Below are 19,249 nucleotides of genomic sequence, written 5' to 3'. Positions count from 1 at the left end.
GAAAGTTGAGCGCGCTGAGGCGGCCACGAAATGGAGAGGAGTCGCGTCAGGAACTCCTGCGAGAAATCAGTGGTCTACGACAGGAGCACCACGGTCGTAGCTGCCGACTTCGACATGGACCGGGAGAGCAAAGCGCCCGTCGGCGGGTTCAGTGGCCGGCGGCACAGATGGCGCTGGCCTGGCGTCGCAGGTCGACGTGCAGGCGAGCGGCGAGGTTCTCGAAGTTGCTCACAGTCATGAGAATCGCAGTGAAATCCGGCCACGTCAATGTCGCGTGCGCGTATGTCTCATATCCTGAGCCATTCGACATGCGGGCGAAGTGCGGCGTTCATAATTACCGGGATGTCTGGGCGGATGGCGAAATCCGATCCCGCTGATTTCACCCCTGAGGTATTCAGCCCGATGGGCTTCGAGGCGGGCGCCTTGTCGTTGGCGCGAAGCTTCGACGCCTCAGGAACGGGCAGGCAGAACGAACGGAGGGTGCGCACCGTTCAGGAAGTAGTCCCCGACGTCGCGGAGCCGGGGGGCGACGGGCTCGTACAAGGCGAGGGTCCGGGCATTGCGCCAGAAGCGGTCGAAGCCCAGACGTGACGACGTGGAGCGGAAGCCGATGATGTCAAGGGCGCGGGAGGTGCACTCCTGCGCAGCCCTGGAAGCCGCGGCTTCGGCCATGGCCACGAGGATGGAGATATCCGCGCACTCGTCGTAGGTGAGGCCTTCGCCGCGCGTCAGCCCGCCGTGCACGGCTTCCCGTGCCTGATCGGCGAGCGCGGAGGCGGAGCGGACCAGGACGGTGAGTTCGCCGTAGACGGTCAGCACCTGCGGGTCCTGGGGCGGGCCGTCCGGCCAGGAGGAGTGCCAGGGCGAATGGCATACCCGGCTGTACTCGCGGGCTTCCGCCAGCACTCCCTCAGCGACGCCGAGAAGGAGTTGCACCGAGAGGAGACGCCCGACCGGTGATGCCAGCGCGGCCAGGGGTGAGGGAACGTCCTCGTCCGCGGCCAGGGAGCCGAGGATGTCGTGGGCAGCCACCGGTACGGCGTCGAACTCCACGCTCCCGCCGGCCGCGAGCCGCTGGCCGAAGGTGTCGGCGTCGCCGTCGACCCTCACGCCGTTGCGGGTGGGACGGACGACGACGGCGAGAGGTTCACCGGTGTCGGCCAACTCGGCTCGCACGGCGAGGTGGTCGGCGACCAGCGCCCCGGTCGCGTAGCTCTGCCGACCGTCGAGGACATAGCCGCCGGCTTTCCTGGCCAGCGTCAGGGGCAGTTCCTGGCAGGCGAAGCCGCCACCCCAGCACCATTGCTCCGCCGCGGACCTCCGTTCGACCTGAGCGGCGAGGGCCGGCTCGCCGAAGAACCGGGCGCTCGACGAAAGGAAGTAGTGACAGCCGAGCAGCTGACCGATCGCGCCGTCGGCGGCGGCGACCTCCCGAACGACGGCGTAGGCGGTGGGCCAGTCCGCGCCGCCTCCCCCGAGCTCCGCCGGTACGAGAAGCGTCAGCAGTCCTGCTTCCCGCAGTCGGGCCACCTCGTCGAAGGGGGCCTTGCCCGCCTGCTCCCTGGCCACCGCGTCCGTGGCCAGGTCGTCAGCGGTTTCGCGGCCCACGCGCAGCCAGTGCGCGCGGCCGGGCCCGGTCCGGTCGGATGCCGGGGCGGGGCCGGACGGCGCGGTGGCAGCACCCATGGTGGTGGTCTCCTCAAGGCCGGTGGCGGGATGTGATGTCGGTGCCCCCTTGCCGGTCGGGCACGTACTTGTAGCCCACACGCCGTACGGTGACGATGCGGTGCCGGTGAGCCCCGCCCAACTTGCGGCGCAGACGCGCGATGTGAACATCCACGGTGCGGCCGTCGCCGATGTGGGCGTAGCCCCAGATGCCGGCCATCAGCTGCTCGCGCGAGTGCACCTGGTGAGGATGCTGAACGAGATGGGACAGCAGCCCGAACTCCAGGTAGGTGAGGTCGAGTTCGCGTCCGTCCAGTTCCGCGGCATGCCGCGCCGGATCGATGCGGACGACGCCGCCTCCCGTCTGTTGCGCGGGAGGTGAGTCCGTGTAGGCGACCGGTCGGATCTCCGGCCGTGTCACGTCCTTGGCGAAGATCTGGGCGGGATCGGTGCCCTCGGGGATGAGCACGAGGTAACCGACGAGGGGAGAGGGGCCGTTTCCCCCGTCGCCGAACTGCGTGGCATCGCCCACAAGGCGGAGGCGGCGCATGTCGGGGGAGGGCGAGTCCGATGGAGCGGCCTGGGCCGGAAGTGCCGTGGTCATGGCGTTCGTCCTTCAGGGGTGTGTCGGGCCATCGGGCACACGGGTGGGTTCGCCTGATGACCCGGGAGGAGAGAGAACGAGCGGAGAGGCACGCGCAAGGTGTGAGCCGCGTGCCCTACACGCGACGGCAGGCGGCGCTGACGACGTGACCAAAGTCGACATGCCGACGACGAACGAGTCGCTGCTGCGTGTGGGCCATGTGCATCATCCTGCGCACCCGTTGGGCGGGGCGTCAATACTTCCCTAGTAATCCAATAGGAAATATAGGGAATGTGGCCCCGCGGGCGGGCTCACCGGCCATCGTCGACCGCCGGAAGGGCCCTGCGCGGGGCCGTGCGCGTAGTCGGGGCTCGACTCGGAACTGTGCACTGAGCACGGTCGTGACGGTGATGCACCCGAGGGCGGCGCGGCCGCGTTTCGGCGTCATCACGCTCGCCGCGACCGGTACGGCTGCCGCGCGAGGGAGCCGGTCCCTCCCTCGACGCAGGGGCGCACCACACGCATGTGTCGACCACACACGGAAACGGGACTCCGCCGGTCCGGCATCCGGGCGGTAGTTGACGAGAAGCGAGATGTACTGCTCAATTGGCCGCATGAACACCGAGCAGCGCCTGGTCACCCGTGACCACATCGACTTCGGTCGCGTGTGGTCCGCCGCGTGTTGCGCCTGACGCGGTAGCGGGCCCTCTGACAGGCCCGCCCTTCCCTCGGTGACCCTGGCGGGCCGAGATTTCTTCTGCGCAGCGCGGTCGTACGCACATGAGCAGCTGTGTCCGAGCCGAGGGTAAGACCCCTGCTGCGGCAACTCGGCGCGGAGCACGCGCACTCCGGTGCGGGCTCCACGCTCCAGGAGCTCACCGCGGCCGTCGCCGCGAAGGACAGCGGCCTGGTCGAGCCGCTCGCCGACGCACTCGACGAGATCATCGACAACGGCGCGTACGCCAAGGTGCTGGAGCGCTGAAGCATGCCCGACGAGGCCGTGACCAGGCCCGGGATCAGTCCGCCCGGACCGTCGTAGACCATCAAGAAGCCGTCGAGGATGCGGGGCGGCAGTACGCGGCCCCGCAACCAGTCCCACGCATACCTCACGCTCCCGAAGGATTCCCCATGGCCACCATCCTGTCCGTCTCCGGAAGCCCCTCCGCCACTTCTCGTACCGCCCAGCTGCTGCGCCACCTGGACACCCGGCTGACGGCCAGGGGGCACGAGGTGATCCCGCTGGACGCCCGCACCATCCCCGCCGAGGCCCTGCTCGGCGCCGACCCCCGGCACCCTGCAATCGTCGAGGTGACCGAACTGTTCGCCCGGGCCGACGGGGTCGTGATCGGCACGCCCGTCTACAAGGCCGCCTACTCCGGATTGCTGAAGTCCCTGCTGGACCTGCTGCCGCAGTACGGCCTGGTCGGCAAGACGGTCCTTCCGCTGGCGACCGGTGGGACCACGACTCACGTCCTGGCGATCGACTACGCGTTGCGCCCGGTGCTGAGTTCCATGGGTGCCGCCCACATCGTCCAGGGCTGGTTCACGCTCGACAAGGACATCGTGGTGGGCGCAGACGGAGCCCTGACCATCGCGCCGGGCCCGGCCGAGGCCCTCGCACAGGTCGTCGACCAGTTCGCCGAAGCCCTCAGCAGCCGTACGGCCCTGCCGGCGGCCGTGGGACGAGCAGCTTGACCGTGACCGCCGACGACCGGTGGAAGGTGTGAGCCTCCGTGGGGCTCACACCTTCCACCGTCCCGTCCGCCAAGGCGACAGCCGTCATGTCGTCGACGGCGGCCACGGCGCCCCGGTCGCCGCGTTCGGCGCTCGGCATCGGCTTCCCCATCCAGATCGCCCGAGCGCCTGAAGTCGCCCGTCGACAGCGCCGGACGGTCGCCTCTCCCGCCGGCCTTCCGCCGCCGCACCGATCTCCTGCGTATCCGCAGAGCGGCGAACCCTCGGCACCGAAGTCGGCGGTTCCCGTCGACTCGCACTCCCGCCGGGTACGGGCAAGCGCCGATGCGGCCGTGCGCCCATCACCCCACGTACGCGGCCCGTCCACAGCTCCGACCGCTGCGGCGCCTTTCTCCCGCTCGTCAGCAGGAGACCTCTTGACGAGGCGCCAGTGCGAGGTGGTGGCACTCCTGTGCCGACGTTCGAATGATCGGAGCCGACGTGTCAGGGGCGGCGGGACTGTACGGGCTGACCATCGGCATGATGATCGCGGTGGTGACCGCGCCCGTGGGGGTCTCGGGTGCGGTGTTCCTGCTGCCCGCGCAGCTGAGCCTGTTCGGTGTGCCCAGTCCGGCGGTCACACCCACCAACCTGTTGTTCAACGTGGTGGCCGGACCTGGAGCACTGCTGCGCTACCGCCGAGCCGGCCTGCTGAACAGCCCACTGACCCGCCGCTTGGTCATCGGCACCCTGCCCGGTGTGGTCATCGGAGCGGTTGTACGGGTCTTCGCCGTCCCCGGCCCCACCGCCTTCCGCCTCCTCGTCGCCGGACTGCTGATGCCACTGGGTCTGTGGCTGATCGCCCGCACCCTCCGGCCCGCCCCTTTGGACCCGGCGGCGGAGATCTCCCCCCGCACCATCACCGGCCTGGCCCTGGCCGTCGGATTCGTCGGCGGGATCTACGGCATCGGCGGCGGCTCCATCATCGGCCCCCTTCTGGTCGGCCGGGGCATGCCCGTGAGCCAGGTCGCCCCGGCAGCCCTCGCCTCCACCTTCACCACTTCCGTGGCCGGTGCCGCGGCCTTCGCGCTGCTGTCCCTGACCGGCTCCGGGGACGTCGCCCCTCACTGGCACCTCGGACTGGCCTGCGGCTTGGGCGGGCTGATCGGCGGCTACTTCGGGGCGTATCTGCAGCCCCGTCTGCCCGAAACCGCCCTGCGTCTGCTGCTCGGCGCCCTTGCCGCAGCCTTCGGGGCCCTCTACGCCGTTCAGTCACTGCGATGACGCGACGGATCCCGGCTCCGGACGGCTTGGCCGTGCCTGCCGAGACCGTCCCGGACCAAGCCATGCGCAGCGACACCTTGAGTGGGGCCCTACAGCTCGTCCGGCGGCCTGCTTCGGCAGGCGCCGCCGGCGCTTCTCCCGGTGGGGTGCGAGGGATCGAGCCTGTCGAGAGGGGCACCAGCCGACGCCCCGAAGAGGAGGAACCGGCTGGTGGTCATGACGCTCGTTTGACGCGCTGGGCGCTCGCGGGCGGGACAGCGAGCCGAGACATTCGCTCTGACCCGGCAGGGGGGGGCGGCTCGCGCTCGACCAGGCGCTTGCGACCACCGCCGGCCCGGCGGGACCGGTTCCGCCATTCCGCCATAACCCGCTGTGGTGCCCCGACCCTGTCGGGAGGGGGTAATGGATCACGTGTCCCGCTCTCCGGGTACCGTCAGGGTATGAGTCATCCGCACCCCGAGCTGAAAGCCGCACCCTCCCTTCCCGAAGGAGGGCTGCGGGTCATCGCCCTGGGCGGCCTGGGTGAGATCGGCCGCAACATGACCGTCTTCGAGCACGCCGGCAAGCTGCTCATCGTCGACTGCGGCGTGCTGTTCCCCGAGGAGACCCAGCCCGGCGTGGACGTGATCCTCCCGGACTTCACCTCGATCCGGGACCGGCTCGACGACGTCGTGGCCGTGGTGCTCACCCACGGTCACGAGGACCACATCGGCGGCGTGCCGTACCTGCTGCGCGAGCGGCGCGACATTCCCGTCGTCGGCTCCAAGCTGACGCTGGCGTTCCTGGAGGCCAAGCTCAAGGAACACGGCATCCGGCCGCGCACGGTGCGGGTGCGGGAGGGCGACCGGCGTGGCTTCGGGCCCTTCGACTGCGAGTTCGTGGCGGTGAACCACTCCATCCCGGACAGCCTCGCGGTCGCGATCCGCACCCGGGCCGGGATGGTGCTGCACACCGGTGACTTCAAGATGGACCAGTTCCCTCTCGACGACCGGATCACCGATCTGCGCGCCTTCGCCCGCCTGGGCGAGGAGGGCGTGGACCTGTTCCTCACCGACTCCACCAACGCCGAGGTACCCGGCTTCACCACCTCCGAGCGGGAGCTGAACCCGGCGATCGAGCAGGTGATGCGCACCGCGCCGCGCCGGGTCATCGTCTCCAGCTTCGCCAGCCATGTGCACCGCATCCAGCAGGTCCTGGACGCCGCCCACCAGCACGGCCGCAAGGTCGCCTTCGTCGGCCGGTCGATGGTCCGCAACATGGGCATCGCCCGTGACCTGGGCTATCTGAAGGTCCCCTCCGGTCTGGTGGTGAGCACGAAGGAACTGGAGAAGCTCCCGGACCACAGGATCACTCTGGTGTGCACCGGATCCCAGGGCGAGCCCATGGCCGCGCTGTCACGGATGGCCAACCGCGACCACCAGATCCGCATCGGCGAGGGCGACACCGTCCTGCTCGCCAGCTCCCTCATCCCCGGCAACGAGAACGCCATCTACCGGGTGATCAACGGACTCACCCGGTGGGGCGCCCACGTGGTCCACAAGGGCAACGCCAAGGTGCACGTCTCCGGGCACGCCAGCGCCGGCGAACTCGTCTACTGCTACAACATCGTCAAGCCCCGCAACGTCATGCCCGTGCACGGCGAGTTCCGTCATCTGCGGGCCAACGCGGACCTGGCGATCCGTACCGGCGTCGACCCCGACCGGGTCGTCATCGCCGAGGACGGCGTCGTCGTCGACCTGGTCGACGGGCGCGCGTCCATCACCGGCAAGGTCCCCGCCGGCAACGTCTACGTGGACGGCATGGAAGTCGGCGGCGCCACCGAAGCGTCCCTCAAGGACCGCCTCACCCTCGCCGCCGAAGGCGTCATCACGGTGGTGGCGATCGTCGACGCGGACACCGGCGCCCTCGCCGAGGCCCCCGACTTCCTGGCCCGCGGCTTCGTCCACGACGACACCACCTTCGAGCCGGTCGTCCCCGTCATCGAGAAGACCCTGGCCACCGCGGCCGAGGAAGGCGTCGGGGACGCGCACCAACTCGAACAGCTCATCGCCCGCGCCGTGGCGAACTGGGCGTTCCGCACGCATCGCCGGAAGCCGCTCATCATCCCCGTCATCATCGACGCCTGAGCCACACCCGGGCAGGTGTCGGCCTGCGGCGCCGTCGAGCCTGCCGGGCCCCGGCGGTCCGGTCGGCTTGCAGGTCAGGTCGCCGGGACGGGCCGCAGCCGGTAGGCGCCCCCGTGCGCGACGACACGGCCGGCTGTGGGCGGGGCGAAGTGGGTGCCGAGGAGGAGGGTGTCCGTGCCGGCGAGGGAAGCGAGCAGTTCACCGCGGGTGGTCTCGGACTGCTGTGGGTCGATGTCCACGCAGGCGCCGATGGCGGGGTGGGCGAGCTGGACCGGGTGGTGAATGCAGTCACCGGTGATCAGCGCCGTTTCACCCCGACTGCTCAGTTCGACCGCGACATGGCCGGGGGTGTGGCCGGGGGTGGGGACCAGGCGCAGGCCCGGAGTGATCCGCACGCCCTCGGCCGGGACGTCGACCAGGTCGAGCAGACCGGCCTGCTCGACCGGGATCACCGAGTCGCGGAACATCTGGCGGCGCGCCTCCTCCATGTCGTACGCGGCCCAGAACTCCCTTTCGGCGCGCGCGGTGAGGTAGCGCGCCTCGGGGAACGTGGGGACCCACTCGCCGTCCGCCTTCCGGGTGTTCCAGCCGACGTGGTCGGCGTGCAGGTGGGTGAGGACCACCAGGTCGACGGAGTCGGGCGGGAAGCCGGCGGCGGTCAGGCGCTCGGGGAAGTCGGTGCGCAGGTCGTGCCAGGCCGGGTTGGCCCGCTCCTTGCCGTTGCCGATGCCGGTGTCGACGAGTACGCGCAGCCCGTCCACGGTGAACGCGAAACTGTGGCTGTCGATGTGGAGGGTGCCGTCATCGCCGGCGAAGTGGGGGCGCAGCCAGTCCTGGCCGGCTACTACCCGAGGAGTGGCGTCGGGCAGCAGCCAGGGTCCGGTCGCGGGCGGCAGCGGTGTTTCGTCGATGCGGTGGACGGTGATGTCGCCCACGCCCCAGGAGGGGACGGGGGTGCCGGAGGGAGTCTGCATGTTCTGTCGTTTCCTTTGCTCTTCAGCGGAGGGGGCGGTTGCGCGGACTGCTGCGGGGCCTCGTTCGGGTTCGTGACACGGCGAGTGCTGTGAGGGCCGCCGCGGCGAGGAGCGCGGCGACGGCGGCGTAGGCGTGCGAGGTGGTCCTGAGCCCGTAGTGCTGGGTGGCGGCCCCCGCGGCGACGGCGGGCAGGCTCATGGAGAGGTAGCTCAGAACGTAGTAGGCGGCCAGCGTCGCGGCGCGGTACCGCTCGTCGAGCGAGGCCAGGAGCATACGAAGTACGCCTTGGGAGACGGCGCCGAAGGCCACTCCGGCCAGGGCCGCGCCGCCGTGGACGGACGGCAGTCCGACGCCGTGCAGACCGCTCAGGGTCAGGACCGCGGCGGGCAGGACGCAGAGGCATCCGCCGATCGCGGTGGTGAGGGGATCGGCGCGGCGCAGGACCCACATGGTGAGTGCGGCCGCGGCGCTGAGGGTGAAGAAGACCATGCCGAGGGCCGCCTGCGGGGCGTTGGGGGCCACCAGGCGCACGAGGGCCGGCCCGAGGGAGGAGTAGAAGCCGCCCAGTGCCCAGATCGCGACGATGGCGGTGCCGGTGGTCAGCAGGGTGCGGCGCACCGCGGGAGGCACACCGAGTCGCGGGCGCAGCGATCGCAGGGCGCCTGCCCGGCGGGCGACTGTCTCCGTGGTGAAGGTGACGGCGATCGCCTGGGCGGCGAACAGGGCTGCCATCAGCGCGTAGACGGTGACCGTGGGGGCCGGGGCGAAGCGGACGAGAAGGGTGGAGACGAGAACGCCCGCGGCCATGCCGGCGACCGGGGCGATGGTGTTGGTCAGGGCGGAGCGACCGGGATGCCGCGGGCTTTCCAGGTCGAGGAGAGCCGCGCCCGCGGCGCTGGTGGCTGCGCCGGTGGCCACTCCTTGCAGGAGGCGGGCCGCTGTCAGGGAACCCGCGCCGTCCGCTGAGGCGAGGAGAACCATGGCGACGGCCTGCGCGCCCAGGGCGCCCGCCAGGACGGGACGCCGTCCCAGGCGGTCGGAGAGCCCTCCGGTGGTGAGAAGGGCCGACAGCAGCGCCAGGGAGTACGCGCTGAAGACCACCGTGACGGCGAGCGCCGAAAGGCCCCACTGGTCCTGATAGAGGGGGTACAGCGGTGTCGGGGCACTGGATGCCGCCAGGAGGGCCACGAGTACGGACGCGTCCAGACCGAAGGAGGCGGCACGGTTCTTCCCGGCGCGGCTGCCCCCGACAGGGCGGTGCGCGAGTGGGCCGGACACGACGTCGGACATGAAACATCCCCCTTAAAGCAATGTGTTTGCCTTAAGGCACGATAGGGCCTACAGTCGAGCTAAAGCAAACCATTAGCTTTTGTCGTGGTGCGCCTCGTCGCTCCATCCAGGCTCGATCAGGGGAGAATCCATGTCCTCCGCCGGACTCACACCGCCCGAGGCCGCCCGCTGGGCCGCCCGTGCCGGGCTTCCGCTGCCCGATGACCGCCACTGCGTGGTCGCGGCCACCGCCGACCACATCCACTCCGTCGTCGGGGTCCTGCGCGAGCTGAACTTCGGTGACACCCCGCCCGCCGGTGCCTTCCGTGCGGAACAGGAGAAGCACGATGCAGCCGTATGAGTTGTCCCTCGCCGCCGCCGCGCAGGAGATCCGGGAGCGACGGCTGTCCCCCGTCGAGCTGGTCGACTCGGTCCTCGACCGCATCGAGCGGGTGGAGCCGCACGTCGCGGCCTACGTCGCGGTTTTTGCCGAGCAGGCCCGCCGGACCGCCCGTGAGGCCGAGCGCGAAGCCGCCCGGGGCTCCTGTCGAGGCCCTCTGCACGGGATCCCGGTGGGCCTCAAGGACCTGATCGATGTCGTCGGCGTGTCCACCACGGCAAGCTCCAGAACCCGGGCCGGTCACCGCGCGGCCTCCGACAGCACGGTCGCCGCGAGTCTGCGGGCGGCCGGCGCGATCCTGATCGGCAAGACGCACACCCACGAGTTCGCCTACGGGCTGACCACCCCGCAGACCAACAACGCCTGGGATCGCGGCAGGGTCGCCGGTGGCTCCAGCGGCGGCTCCGCCGTCGCCGTGGCCTGTGGTGCGGCGACATTCGCCCTCGGCACCGACACCGGCGGATCGATCCGGGTGCCCGCCGCCCTGAACGGGGTGGTCGGACTCAAGCCGACGTACGGACTCGTGCCCCGCCACGGCGTCACGTCGCTGTCCTGGTCGCTCGACCACGTCGGCCCGATCACCCGCACCGTCGACGACGCGGCCCTGGTCCTGACCGCCATCGCCGGGCACGACCCCCGCGACCCCGCCTCGGTGGCCGTCCCCGGCGTCGACTACCGGCCGCGCCCCGACCCGGACCTGACGGGAGTGCGCGTCGGCGTGCCTCGCACCTACTACTTCGAACACGTCGACGCGGAAGTCGCGACCGCCGTCCACCGCGCCATCGCGCAGCTGGAGGCGCTCGGCGCCCGGCTCGTCGAGATCGGCATACCGATGACCCGCTACATCCAGGCCACCCAGTGGGGCCTGATGGTGCCGGAAGCCACCGCGTACCACGAAAGCACCCTGCGTACCGTCCCCGAGCTGTACCAGGCGGATGTCCGGATCCTCCTGGAGGCCGGCGAGCTGATGGGCGCGGGCGACTACCTGCGGGCGCAGCGCGCCCGGACGCTGATGCGCGACGAATGGGCCGGCACCCTGAAGGAAGTCGACGTGATCGCCGCCCCTGCGGTCCCGATGACCGCGGTCCCGTCGGGCCAGGAGACCGTCACCTGGCCCGACGGCACGGTCGAGAGCGTCTCCGACGCCTACGTGCGCCTCTCCTCCCCGGCCAACATCACAGGAGTGCCCGCACTCTCCGTCCCGGTCGGCCAGGACACGGCAGGCATGCCCATCGGCATGCAGTTGCTCGGGCGGCCCTTCGCCGAGCGGACGCTGCTGCTGGTGGGCCACGCCTACGAGCGGACGCAGTCCGCCCGACCGCTCGCCCCCCTCCCGTGAGGGCGGTGTGGGGGCCGGGCCGAAAAGTTCCGGCCCGGCCCCCACACATCGCTCGGCTCCGTCGGGATCAGTACCGGATGCGCGCGACGATGAGATCGGCGGAGCACAGGATCGAGCGGCACACATCCCGCGGGAGCGAGTGGAGGGTCGGCAGCGACAGGGTCACGGTGCCGCCGAAGGGCATGTGGTGCTCGGCCGAGCCGCACCGCACCGACGGGGTGACGGCCATGGGGACAACGGCGGCCTCGCGGCATACCTCCACGGCGAGGAAGTCGTCGACACCGGTCGGCAGGTGTTCACCGTGCAGCTCGTTCGAGCCCACCGGCAGCAGCACGACGGCGTCACGCTGCGCCAGTTCGCGCAGCTCTGAAGCGTTCAGACGGGTTCCAGCGATTCTCGGGCATGGCCAAGAACCCTTCCTGAGCCGTGGAAGCGAATGCTCGGCTTCAGTGAGCCCGGGTATCGAGGCCCGCTAAACGCAAGGACTGTGCTTTAGGCTGGCGCGATGAGCAGTAAGCAAAGGGTCCGCCCCGGCGGGCGCAGCGCACGCGTCCAGGCGTCGGTGCACACCGCTGTACGGGAACTCATGGAGGAAAGGGGCCGCGAGGCGCTGACCGTCCCCCTGGTCGCCCAGCGCGCCGGAGTCACCCCGTCGACCATCTACCGACGCTGGGGAAACCTGCAGGAACTGCTCTCGGACGTCGCGGTGGAGCGGCTGCGACCCGACACCGAACCGGAGGACCACGGCGACCTGCGGTCCGACCTCACGGCGTGGGCCGAACAGTTCCTCGACGAGATGACGTCCGCCTCGGGCCGCGCCTACGTCCGCGACGCCCTGCTCGGCGACCCGGACGGCAGCAACGCCGGCCAGTGCTCGGCCTACGCGGCCGAACAGATCGACGTCATTCTCGCCCGGGCCACCGACCGCGAGGAGAACACTCCCGGCGTCGAGACGGTCATGGACCGCATCGTCGCCCCCATGATGTATCGCATCCTCTTCCGCCCGGCCGGGCTCGACGCCGCGTACGCCCGCCGGCTCGTGACCGAGCTCCTCGGCCTACGCGGGAAGGGCGACGAGTGACCGGGTGACTGTTCCCCGTCGCCTGCGGAAGCGCTCGCGCGGCCCCGTCCCGACGGACGCTCCGGCGACGTCGCCCGTCACCCCGGGAGACGGGCACGAGGGCTCCGGGGTCCGGCAGGCGGCGAACGCGCCGGCGGTCGGCTCGCCACGCGCAGGGCGAAGGGCCACCACGCCGCGTCGGCTGCGACACACCGCTCGACACGGTCTACGGCACGGATGCGCAGGATGTGTTCGCGGGCCGCCGGGGCGGGGGGCGTCGGGTGCTCCTGGGGACGTGCCACCGCGTTGGCGCTTCCCGCAGTGCCGCACCGCCCGTTCCCGGACCGGGTGCGGTGCCCGTCATGCGGTCGTCCTGTTCGAGGGCTGCGGGTTGCCCAGCATCTGACAGGTGGCCGCGTCGACGAGGGCCTTGTTCGCGGTCGCGGCCTTCCTTTCCTTGACGCCGAAGTTCGTGACGGTGAGGACCGCGACGCTACGGGTGCCGGTGGTGTCGGTGTAGATCTCACTGGAGTAGCCGGGCAGGCCGCCGGTGTGCCCCCAGACCGTGCCGCAGGGCGTGTCCACCTTCATCAGGCCCAGACCGTAACCTCCGCCCTCCTCGGGGGCGTCCACGGTGGTGCGCATCTGCTCCATCTGGGCCTCGGGCAGCAACCGGCCGGACGTGAGCGCGGTGAGGAAGCGCTGCCAGTCCTGCGCGGTGGAGACCATACCGCCTGCCGCCCACGCCCAGCTCGGGTCGATGGCGGTGGTGTCGATGTTGTCCCCGGGACGTTCGGGCCCGGCGAATCCGACGCCCTCGGGCAGGTCCACGGTCCCGGAAAGGAGGTCCTTCAGGCGCTTGGCGTCCGGCTCGTAGCCGGTCGCGTGGCGTTTCCCGGCGTGCCAGGCCGCGTCCGTGGCCAGGAACGAGTCCTTCATGCCGAGCGGCTTGGTGATCCTCTGCTCGATCAGCTCTGCCAGGCTGCTCCCGGTGGCCTTCTCCAGGATCAGCCCGAGGGCCTCGTAGTTGGCGTTGCTGTAGGAGTATTTCTCGCCGGGCCCGGTCGGCGGGTCCTGCTCGGGAGTGGTGGCGAGAAGTTCCTCCGGCCTCCATGTGCGCTGCTCCTGACCGGTGAGCGAGGGCAGGAACTCGGGCGTCAGCAGGAAGTCGTCCAGGCCGCTGGTGTGGTTGAGCAGCATCCGCACGGTGATGTGCCCACCGCCCTTGACCAGTCCGGGCAGCCACTCCTCGACCGTGTCGTCGAGGCCGATCCGCTTCTCGGCGACCTGTTGCAGGACGAGCGTCGCGGTGAGCGTCTTGGTGTTGGACCCGACCCGGAACCGGTCGCCGACGGCGAGGCGGTGGTCGTCCTTCGTCCAGGCGGCCTGGCGGGCGATCTCGACGGGCTTCCCGTCGCCGCGGTCGATCCGGACGATGACGCCGAGGGAGCCGGTGTCGGCCGCCTTCTGCGCGAGGACGCTCAGGCGCCCGGCGGCAGCCGTGTGCGCCGTCCCCCGCCCGGCCGCGGGTCCGGCCCCGTCCTGCCCGTCGTCCGAGCAGCCGACGAGCACCGCGCCCATCCAAGTGGCCAACGCCACGGTGAGCGCCCCTCGAAGAACCCGGTGACGGCGAGACGGAGTGTGTGCGGACATGGCAGTTCCCTTCGGCGCGTGGCAGTTGCTCGTGCGTGGAGGGATGTGGCGTTCACCCCGGTGAACGCGTTCGAAGGCTCCGCGCACAGCGACCATTCAGCCAGCGGCGCGCCCCCGGCACATCGCTCGATGGAGGGCTTCCCTCCGGCACGGGGTCACTCCAAGGAATGACCCCGCGGCAGACGGCGCCTCGCCGCCCAGCCCACCGAGGACGGGTCAGGACAAGGTGTTCCTGGCCAGCACCGCAGCCTGCGCCCTGCTCTGACAGCCGGTCTTCGTGAGCACACGGCTGACGTGTGTCTTCACGGTGTGCAGGCTCACCACGAGCCGGTCGGCGATCTCGGCGTTGCTCAGGCCGTCGCGGATCAGACGCAGCACGTCGGCCTCCCGCTCGGTAAGGGTCCTCAGCCGCGCCAGCTCATGGTCGCTGGGGCGCCGCCGGCCACGGAGATGGCCCTCGATGATCCGGTGGGTCACCGCGGGGCTCAGTGTGCTGTGTCCGGCCGCCGCGGCGCGTACGGCCCCGGTCAGCTCCTCGTAGGAACTGTTTTTCAGGAGGAAGCCGGACGCCCCGGCGGCGAGCGCGTCGTCGACGTACTCGTCCACGTCGAACGTGGTCAGCATGATCACCCGGCTGCGCCCCGGCCCGGTCAGTCCGCGGCGCTTGAGCTCGGCCAGTGCCCACAGGCCGTCGCGGCGCGGCATACGGATGTCCATCAGCAGCACATCCGGCCGCAACCGTGCGCACGCCTCGACGGCATTCTCGCCGTCGTCCGCGGTACCCGCCACGGTGATGCCCGGCTGGCTGTCCAGGATGGCGCTCAGCCCGGCGCGGATGACCGGCTCGTCGTCCACCACGAGCACACTGATCTGCTCAGCCACCGGCACACTCCAACGGCATCGTGGCCACCACGCGGAAGCCGCCGTCGCCGGTCGGGCCCGCGGTGAGATCGCCCCCCAGCGCACCCACGCGATCGTCCATGCTCACCAGACCGAGTCCGATGCCCGCATCGGCCGCGCCACGCCGCGCGGCGGGGCCGTTCACCACCTCGCACCGCAACCGTCCCGCGACCGACGCGACCGTCACCCGGACCGGCGCCCCGGGCGCGTGCCGACGAGCATTGACCAGTGCCTCCTGCACGACACGATAACCAGCCAGCTGCACCGCTCCCGGCACAGCCTCCGGCGCGAGATCCATCATCAGCTCGACCCTTCCTCCCAAGGCACGGTGGCCGTCCAGCAACGTGTCCAGTTCGGCGAGGTCCGGCGTCGGCCGGAGCGGGACCGCATCCGAGGGATCGCGCAGCATCCGCAGCAGATCCCGCAGCTCACCGCTGCTCTGTCGGCCCGCCGCCGCCAGCCCGTCGACCTGGGCACGAGCCCAGTCGGGCAACTCGCCACCGCGGGCCCGCAAAGTCTCCGCGTGCACGACAAGCAGGGTCAGCGAGTGCGCGACCACATCGTGCATCTCACCGGCGATCCGCGCCCGCTCCCGCTGCGCGGCCTGCGCCGCCTCCAGAGCCTGCGCCCGGCGTGCGTCGGCGGCCCGCTGCTCCGCCGCGGCCAGCAGCGCCTGCCGCGTCCGTGCGGCGAACCCCATCACCCAGGCCAGCGGCATCGGGGCCAGCGCAGCGAGAACGTCCAGACCGCCCCGGAAGTCACTGGAATCGGTCGTCATCCGGTTCAGCCACAGACCCGCCACGCCCAGCACGGCGACGCCCAGCACCGCCGACACCGTCCGCCTCCAGCTCGCACCGTGATGGCCCAGGCTGTAGAGCAGCACCGCCGGCGGCAGGAAGACCAGCGGTGACAGCTTGGCCCCCTCGCCCGCACTCCACACCAGCGCCGCCAGAAGAGCCCCGAAACCCACGACGAAGGCGGTGGCCGGCAGCCGCCGCCGCAGCAGCAGGACCACCACGCCAACCGCTTCGTACGCAGTGAGCGACGCCCAAGCCGGTCCGGAGACATCCACGTACGGCTGCGACAGAAGCGCGGGCAGGAACGTCAGCACGAGCAACCCGGCGTCGGTGCCCCACCCGTGCCACCTGCGGTCCATCACTCTCATCCGTTCGACACTACTGATCTTCTCGTAAGTTCGAGGCGGAGAGCGCGAGGGCGGTGGGGGCGTGTGCCGAGGCACTGTGCCAACGGGCAGCCACCGAACGCCCGCCCGAGCCGGAGACCGGGCGGACGCAGGACAGGCCCTGACCCACGACGAGGATCAGGGCGGAGTCGAACGCAGGCACCACGACGTCAAGGGCTCGCCCGTGGTCGCCCCGGTCTTCGTTCAGCACGACCGACGCGTCGCCGCCTCGGTCCTGCGCCGGTCGCTCCCCGCACGTGTACGACGATGCTGTTCCTCGCCCTCGGATGCGCACGCGTCCGCAGGCTGCCCCCGAAGACCTCGCGACGGGAGTTCCTAGGTTCCCGTCGCCAGCATGACGAGCAGCACGGTCACCAGCAGGACGACGTAGGCGACGGAGTGCACCCGGTCCGCGACGCGGGCCGCGATGCGGCGGGTGAGGGCGATGGTGGGCAGTGAGCCGCCCAGCAGCGCGGCGCAGGCGAGGAGGTCGACGTAGCCGAGCCGTCCGGCCCGGGCCTGCAGGGCGGGGGCGGCCAGGGCGTAGACGGCGGTGCCGACCACGGCGACGGGCACGCTGAGCGGGTTCGCCATCGCCGTCGCCTCGGCCATCGGCAGGCCCCGGCGGCGCAGGATCGGCACGGTCATCACGCTGCCGCCGACGCCCAGGCAGGCGGCGACCGCGCCGATCCCGACCCCGCCCAGCGTCCTGGCCGGCCGGCTCAGCGGTCGCGGCTCCGAGGTCTGCGGTACGGACAGGAATCCCTTGCGCAGCAGGCTGTCGGCGATCGTCACCAGCAGGTACGCGGCGAACAGCACCCGCAGCGCCGTGTCGCCGATCCGGGTCGCCGCGAACGCCCCGGCCACCGCGCCGGCCGTCACGAACGCCGCCAGCGGCCAGAGGTACTCCCGGCGCAGCCGGCTCTGCCGCCACTGTGTCAGTGTCGCGAAGACCGAGTTGACGACCATGACCGCCGTCGACGTCGCCACCGCCACGTGCATCGCGTCGGCGCCGGAGCGCGCGGTGACGCTCCACAGGCCGTAGACGACGGGGACGGTGACGAAGCCGCCGCCGAACCCGAAGAGCACCGTGGTGACACCGGTCAGGCAGCCGAACAGAAGCAGGATGAAGAAGGAGGTCAGCACCGCATCGACGCTACGGACCCGGCCGTCTGGCGGGCCATCGAATGAGCGCCGGAGATTTGCGCGTATCCGACACCCTCCACGGCGGCAGGCGGACGGGGAGGCGACCGGTGGGTGACGGGCGCCGATCACCACGTCGCCCCGTAACCCCGGGCGGCCGGCTCGGGGCGGGGCGCGGCCCGTCGTCGGGCCGCGGGGACGGTCAGGTCGCCGGCGCGAACGCGGTGATGGCGTCGACGAGGTCGGCCGGGGCTTCCAGCGGGATCAGGTGACCGGTGCGGGGGACCACCACGAAGTCGGGGTGGGAGAGGTAGGGCACCAGGTTGTCGCGGAGCACGCCGGCCGGCTCCACCTGGTCGTGTTCTCCGGCGACGACGAGAGCGGGCACGCCGACCCTGCGCGTGTGTTCGGTGATGTCCTGCGCGATGCCGTGCAGCGGCCACTCGGTGCGGGCGGCGTCGGCGACGGTCCGCGAGTCGGTCACGATCCGTGCCTTGACCGACGCGGGCAGCTCGGTCGCGGTGAGGACGTGATCCCGTGCCCCGGCCACGGACTCGGCGGAGTCGTAGGCGTGCGACAGGGCTTCCTGGTACTCGGGAGTGACCTGTGCGGCGGGCTTCGCCGGTCCGGAACCGACGAGAACCAGGCCCCGCAGGCCGGCGGGCCGGGTGGCCGCGACCAGCTGTGCGACCTTGCCGCCCATCGAATGCCCCACCAGGACGTAGTCGGTGACCCCCGAGTCCGCGAGCACGGCGAGCGTGTCGTCGGCGAGCTGACCGAGCGTGTAGGGACCGGGCAGAGCGCTCGACCGGCTCCACCCGCGGAAGTCGATCGTGAGCACGTCACGGCCCGCCAGGCGGTCGACGACGAGGTCCCAGGTGCGGGCGGAACCGCCCCAGTAGTGCAGGAACACCAGAGTCGGTCCGGTCCCCGGCCGATGGTCGTAAGTGGGCAGTAGCGTCTGCTGCGTCGTATCCACGATGGCTCTTCCAGTCGATGCTCCGGGCGATTGCCCCGTGCATCCATTGAAACTTCCGCACCCGGACGGGGCATCGGCGTGACTGGTCACCCGATGGTGGAAACTGGACACGTGAGCGTGATCCGGCACATGACCCACCAGCCCGCGGGACGTCGCGACGCCTCGGTCGAGACGATGACGTTCGGCCGCCTTCGCGAGCTGAACGACGGCGGCACGCAGCGCGCCGACTTCCACGTCCTCGCCGTCATCGACGCCGGACCCGGCTCGGTCACCGTCGATTTCCGCCGCCACCCGCTCCAGGGCCGGTCCGCGGTGTGGATCCCACCCGGCGCCGTGCACCGGTGGGACGACATCGCCGACGTGGCAGGTCACCTCGTGCTGTTCGTGCCGACCGCGCCGGTCACCCGCGCCACCCGAGAACTGGTCGCCTCTCCTGACCCGGCCGCGCAGTGGATCATCCCCGACGCCGACTGGCCCTTCGTCGACACGGCGCGCAGGCATCTCCTCCTCGAAGCATCCGCCCCGCCCGGTGACTCCCGGACGGAGCTGCCCGACATCCTGCTCTCCGCGCTCATCACCCGACTGCACCCACCGCACGCCGAAGCACGGCTCACCCCTCCGGTGTTCCGGTTGTTCCGCTCCAGCGTCGAAGCGCACTTCCGGCAACACCACGACGCCGGCTACTACGCCCGTGCGCTGGGATACGCGCCCCGCACCCTCTCACGAGCGGTGCAGCAGGCCACCGGCCGCACCGCGAAGGCGTACATCGTCGAACGGATCACCCTGGAAGCCAAACGGCTCCTCGCACACGACCGCGTCACCGCCGCCCGCTGCGCCGACCTGCTCGGCTTCCCCGACGCATCCAACTTCTCGGTGTTCTTCCACAAGGCCACAGGCCAACGCCCGGGCGCGTGGCAGGCGAGGGTGGCCGCCGAGTGAGGAGGCGGCCACAAGAACACTCACCTCTGTGTTACACGGCGTCACACCCCCGTGATCACCGGAACCTCGTGCTCGCC

At 71.0% G+C, this 19,249-nt stretch carries 19 protein-coding genes; 8 read left to right on the top strand and 11 right to left on the bottom strand.

Features of this window, described 5'->3' with window-relative positions:
- Window positions 1–148 precede the first annotated feature (148 nt).
- From ADK41_RS44125 to ADK41_RS28580, 3 genes are all read right to left on the bottom strand, one after another.
- Window positions 149–238: a putative leader peptide gene (locus ADK41_RS44125; RefSeq protein ID WP_324604920.1), complete on the bottom strand. Its 90-nt coding sequence runs from the start codon at window positions 236–238 to the stop codon at window positions 149–151.
- A 212-nt stretch (window positions 239–450) separates the two neighbouring features.
- Window positions 451–1,686, bottom strand: a complete 1,236-nt coding sequence (locus ADK41_RS28585) for an acyl-CoA dehydrogenase family protein (protein ID WP_030834991.1) — start codon at window positions 1,684–1,686, stop codon at window positions 451–453.
- A gap of 13 nt (window positions 1,687–1,699) precedes the next feature.
- Window positions 1,700–2,269 carry a winged helix-turn-helix domain-containing protein gene (locus ADK41_RS28580; protein WP_051843559.1) on the bottom strand — a complete coding sequence of 190 codons (570 nt, stop codon included), beginning with the start codon at window positions 2,267–2,269 and terminating at the stop codon, window positions 1,700–1,702.
- A 769-nt stretch (window positions 2,270–3,038) separates the two neighbouring features.
- Between ADK41_RS28580 and ADK41_RS28575 the strand changes: the two genes are divergently transcribed.
- The 4 genes from ADK41_RS28575 (at window position 3,039) to ADK41_RS28555 (ending at window position 7,332) form a co-directional block, all read left to right on the top strand.
- Window positions 3,039–3,230, top strand: coding sequence for a hypothetical protein (locus ADK41_RS28575; protein WP_051843557.1), 192 nt, complete (start codon window positions 3,039–3,041; stop codon window positions 3,228–3,230).
- A gap of 146 nt (window positions 3,231–3,376) precedes the next feature.
- Complete coding sequence (gene ssuE / locus ADK41_RS28570; protein ID WP_030835041.1) at window positions 3,377–3,943, top strand: NADPH-dependent FMN reductase; 567 nt, start codon at window positions 3,377–3,379, stop codon at window positions 3,941–3,943.
- 519 nt (window positions 3,944–4,462) lie between these two features.
- A complete protein-coding gene (locus ADK41_RS28560) occupies window positions 4,463–5,206 on the top strand; it encodes a sulfite exporter TauE/SafE family protein (protein ID WP_420706786.1) in 744 nt (247 codons plus the stop codon).
- A 440-nt stretch (window positions 5,207–5,646) separates the two neighbouring features.
- Window positions 5,647–7,332 carry a ribonuclease J gene (locus ADK41_RS28555; RefSeq protein ID WP_030834979.1) on the top strand — a complete coding sequence of 562 codons (1,686 nt, stop codon included), beginning with the start codon at window positions 5,647–5,649 and terminating at the stop codon, window positions 7,330–7,332.
- 74 nt (window positions 7,333–7,406) lie between these two features.
- Here ADK41_RS28555 and ADK41_RS28550 read toward each other — a convergent pair whose 3' ends face one another.
- Together ADK41_RS28550 and ADK41_RS28545 are read right to left on the bottom strand one after the other, a co-directional pair.
- Window positions 7,407–8,306 (bottom strand): MBL fold metallo-hydrolase, encoded by a 900-nt coding sequence (locus ADK41_RS28550; protein ID WP_030834976.1) that lies wholly within the window; start codon window positions 8,304–8,306, stop codon window positions 7,407–7,409.
- 22 nt (window positions 8,307–8,328) lie between these two features.
- The gene (locus ADK41_RS28545) at window positions 8,329–9,597 is read right to left on the bottom strand and encodes an MFS transporter (protein ID WP_051843554.1); all 1,269 of its coding nucleotides are present in this window, start codon (window positions 9,595–9,597) and stop codon (window positions 8,329–8,331) included.
- Between the two features lie 130 nt (window positions 9,598–9,727).
- Here ADK41_RS28545 and ADK41_RS28540 point away from each other — a divergent pair, with 130 nt between their 5' ends.
- Both ADK41_RS28540 and ADK41_RS28535 read left to right on the top strand, forming a co-directional pair.
- A complete protein-coding gene (locus tag ADK41_RS28540) occupies window positions 9,728–9,937 on the top strand; it encodes a hypothetical protein (RefSeq protein WP_030834970.1) in 210 nt (69 codons plus the stop codon).
- Window positions 9,924–11,315: an amidase gene (locus ADK41_RS28535; protein WP_030834967.1), complete on the top strand. Its 1,392-nt coding sequence runs from the start codon at window positions 9,924–9,926 to the stop codon at window positions 11,313–11,315. The genes ADK41_RS28540 and ADK41_RS28535 overlap by 14 nt, the downstream gene beginning before the upstream one ends.
- A gap of 67 nt (window positions 11,316–11,382) precedes the next feature.
- Here the strand turns inward: ADK41_RS28535 and ADK41_RS28530 are convergent, their stop codons facing one another.
- Window positions 11,383–11,649 (bottom strand): creatininase family protein, encoded by a 267-nt coding sequence (locus ADK41_RS28530; RefSeq protein ID WP_030834965.1) that lies wholly within the window; start codon window positions 11,647–11,649, stop codon window positions 11,383–11,385.
- A 171-nt stretch (window positions 11,650–11,820) separates the two neighbouring features.
- On the opposite strand from ADK41_RS28530, the gene ADK41_RS28525 reads away from it, so the two are divergent.
- Window positions 11,821–12,396 carry a TetR/AcrR family transcriptional regulator gene (locus tag ADK41_RS28525; RefSeq protein WP_051843553.1) on the top strand — a complete coding sequence of 192 codons (576 nt, stop codon included), beginning with the start codon at window positions 11,821–11,823 and terminating at the stop codon, window positions 12,394–12,396.
- Window positions 12,397–12,735: 339 nt separating this feature from the next.
- Here the strand turns inward: ADK41_RS28525 and ADK41_RS28520 are convergent, their stop codons facing one another.
- The 5 genes from ADK41_RS28520 to ADK41_RS28495 all read right to left on the bottom strand — a co-directional run bounded on the left by ADK41_RS28520 (window position 12,736) and on the right by ADK41_RS28495 (window position 18,233).
- Window positions 12,736–13,974 (bottom strand): serine hydrolase domain-containing protein, encoded by a 1,239-nt coding sequence (locus ADK41_RS28520; protein WP_030834958.1) that lies wholly within the window; start codon window positions 13,972–13,974, stop codon window positions 12,736–12,738.
- A 270-nt stretch (window positions 13,975–14,244) separates the two neighbouring features.
- Window positions 14,245–14,916 (bottom strand): response regulator, encoded by a 672-nt coding sequence (locus ADK41_RS28515; protein WP_030834955.1) that lies wholly within the window; start codon window positions 14,914–14,916, stop codon window positions 14,245–14,247.
- Complete coding sequence (locus tag ADK41_RS28510; protein ID WP_030834952.1) at window positions 14,903–16,084, bottom strand: sensor histidine kinase; 1,182 nt, start codon at window positions 16,082–16,084, stop codon at window positions 14,903–14,905. Before ADK41_RS28510 ends, ADK41_RS28515 begins: the two co-directional genes overlap by 14 nt.
- Before the next feature lie 363 nt (window positions 16,085–16,447).
- Entirely contained in the window at window positions 16,448–17,257 is an 810-nt protein-coding gene (locus tag ADK41_RS28500) for a sulfite exporter TauE/SafE family protein (protein WP_030834949.1), read from the bottom strand.
- Window positions 17,258–17,456: 199 nt separating this feature from the next.
- Window positions 17,457–18,233, bottom strand: coding sequence for an alpha/beta fold hydrolase (locus ADK41_RS28495; protein ID WP_030834946.1), 777 nt, complete (start codon window positions 18,231–18,233; stop codon window positions 17,457–17,459).
- A gap of 111 nt (window positions 18,234–18,344) precedes the next feature.
- On the opposite strand from ADK41_RS28495, the gene ADK41_RS28490 reads away from it, so the two are divergent.
- On the top strand, window positions 18,345–19,172 hold the full coding sequence (locus ADK41_RS28490) for a helix-turn-helix domain-containing protein (RefSeq protein WP_030834944.1): 828 nt from the start codon (window positions 18,345–18,347) through the stop codon (window positions 19,170–19,172).
- Window positions 19,173–19,249: the final 77 nt, after the last annotated feature.

This window comes from Streptomyces caelestis (assembly GCF_001279005.1).
Lineage (GTDB): Bacteria > Actinomycetota > Actinomycetes > Streptomycetales > Streptomycetaceae > Streptomyces > Streptomyces heliomycini.
The sequence above is the reverse complement of the archived record's forward strand: the minus strand, read 5'-3'. Positions and strand labels throughout refer to the sequence as shown.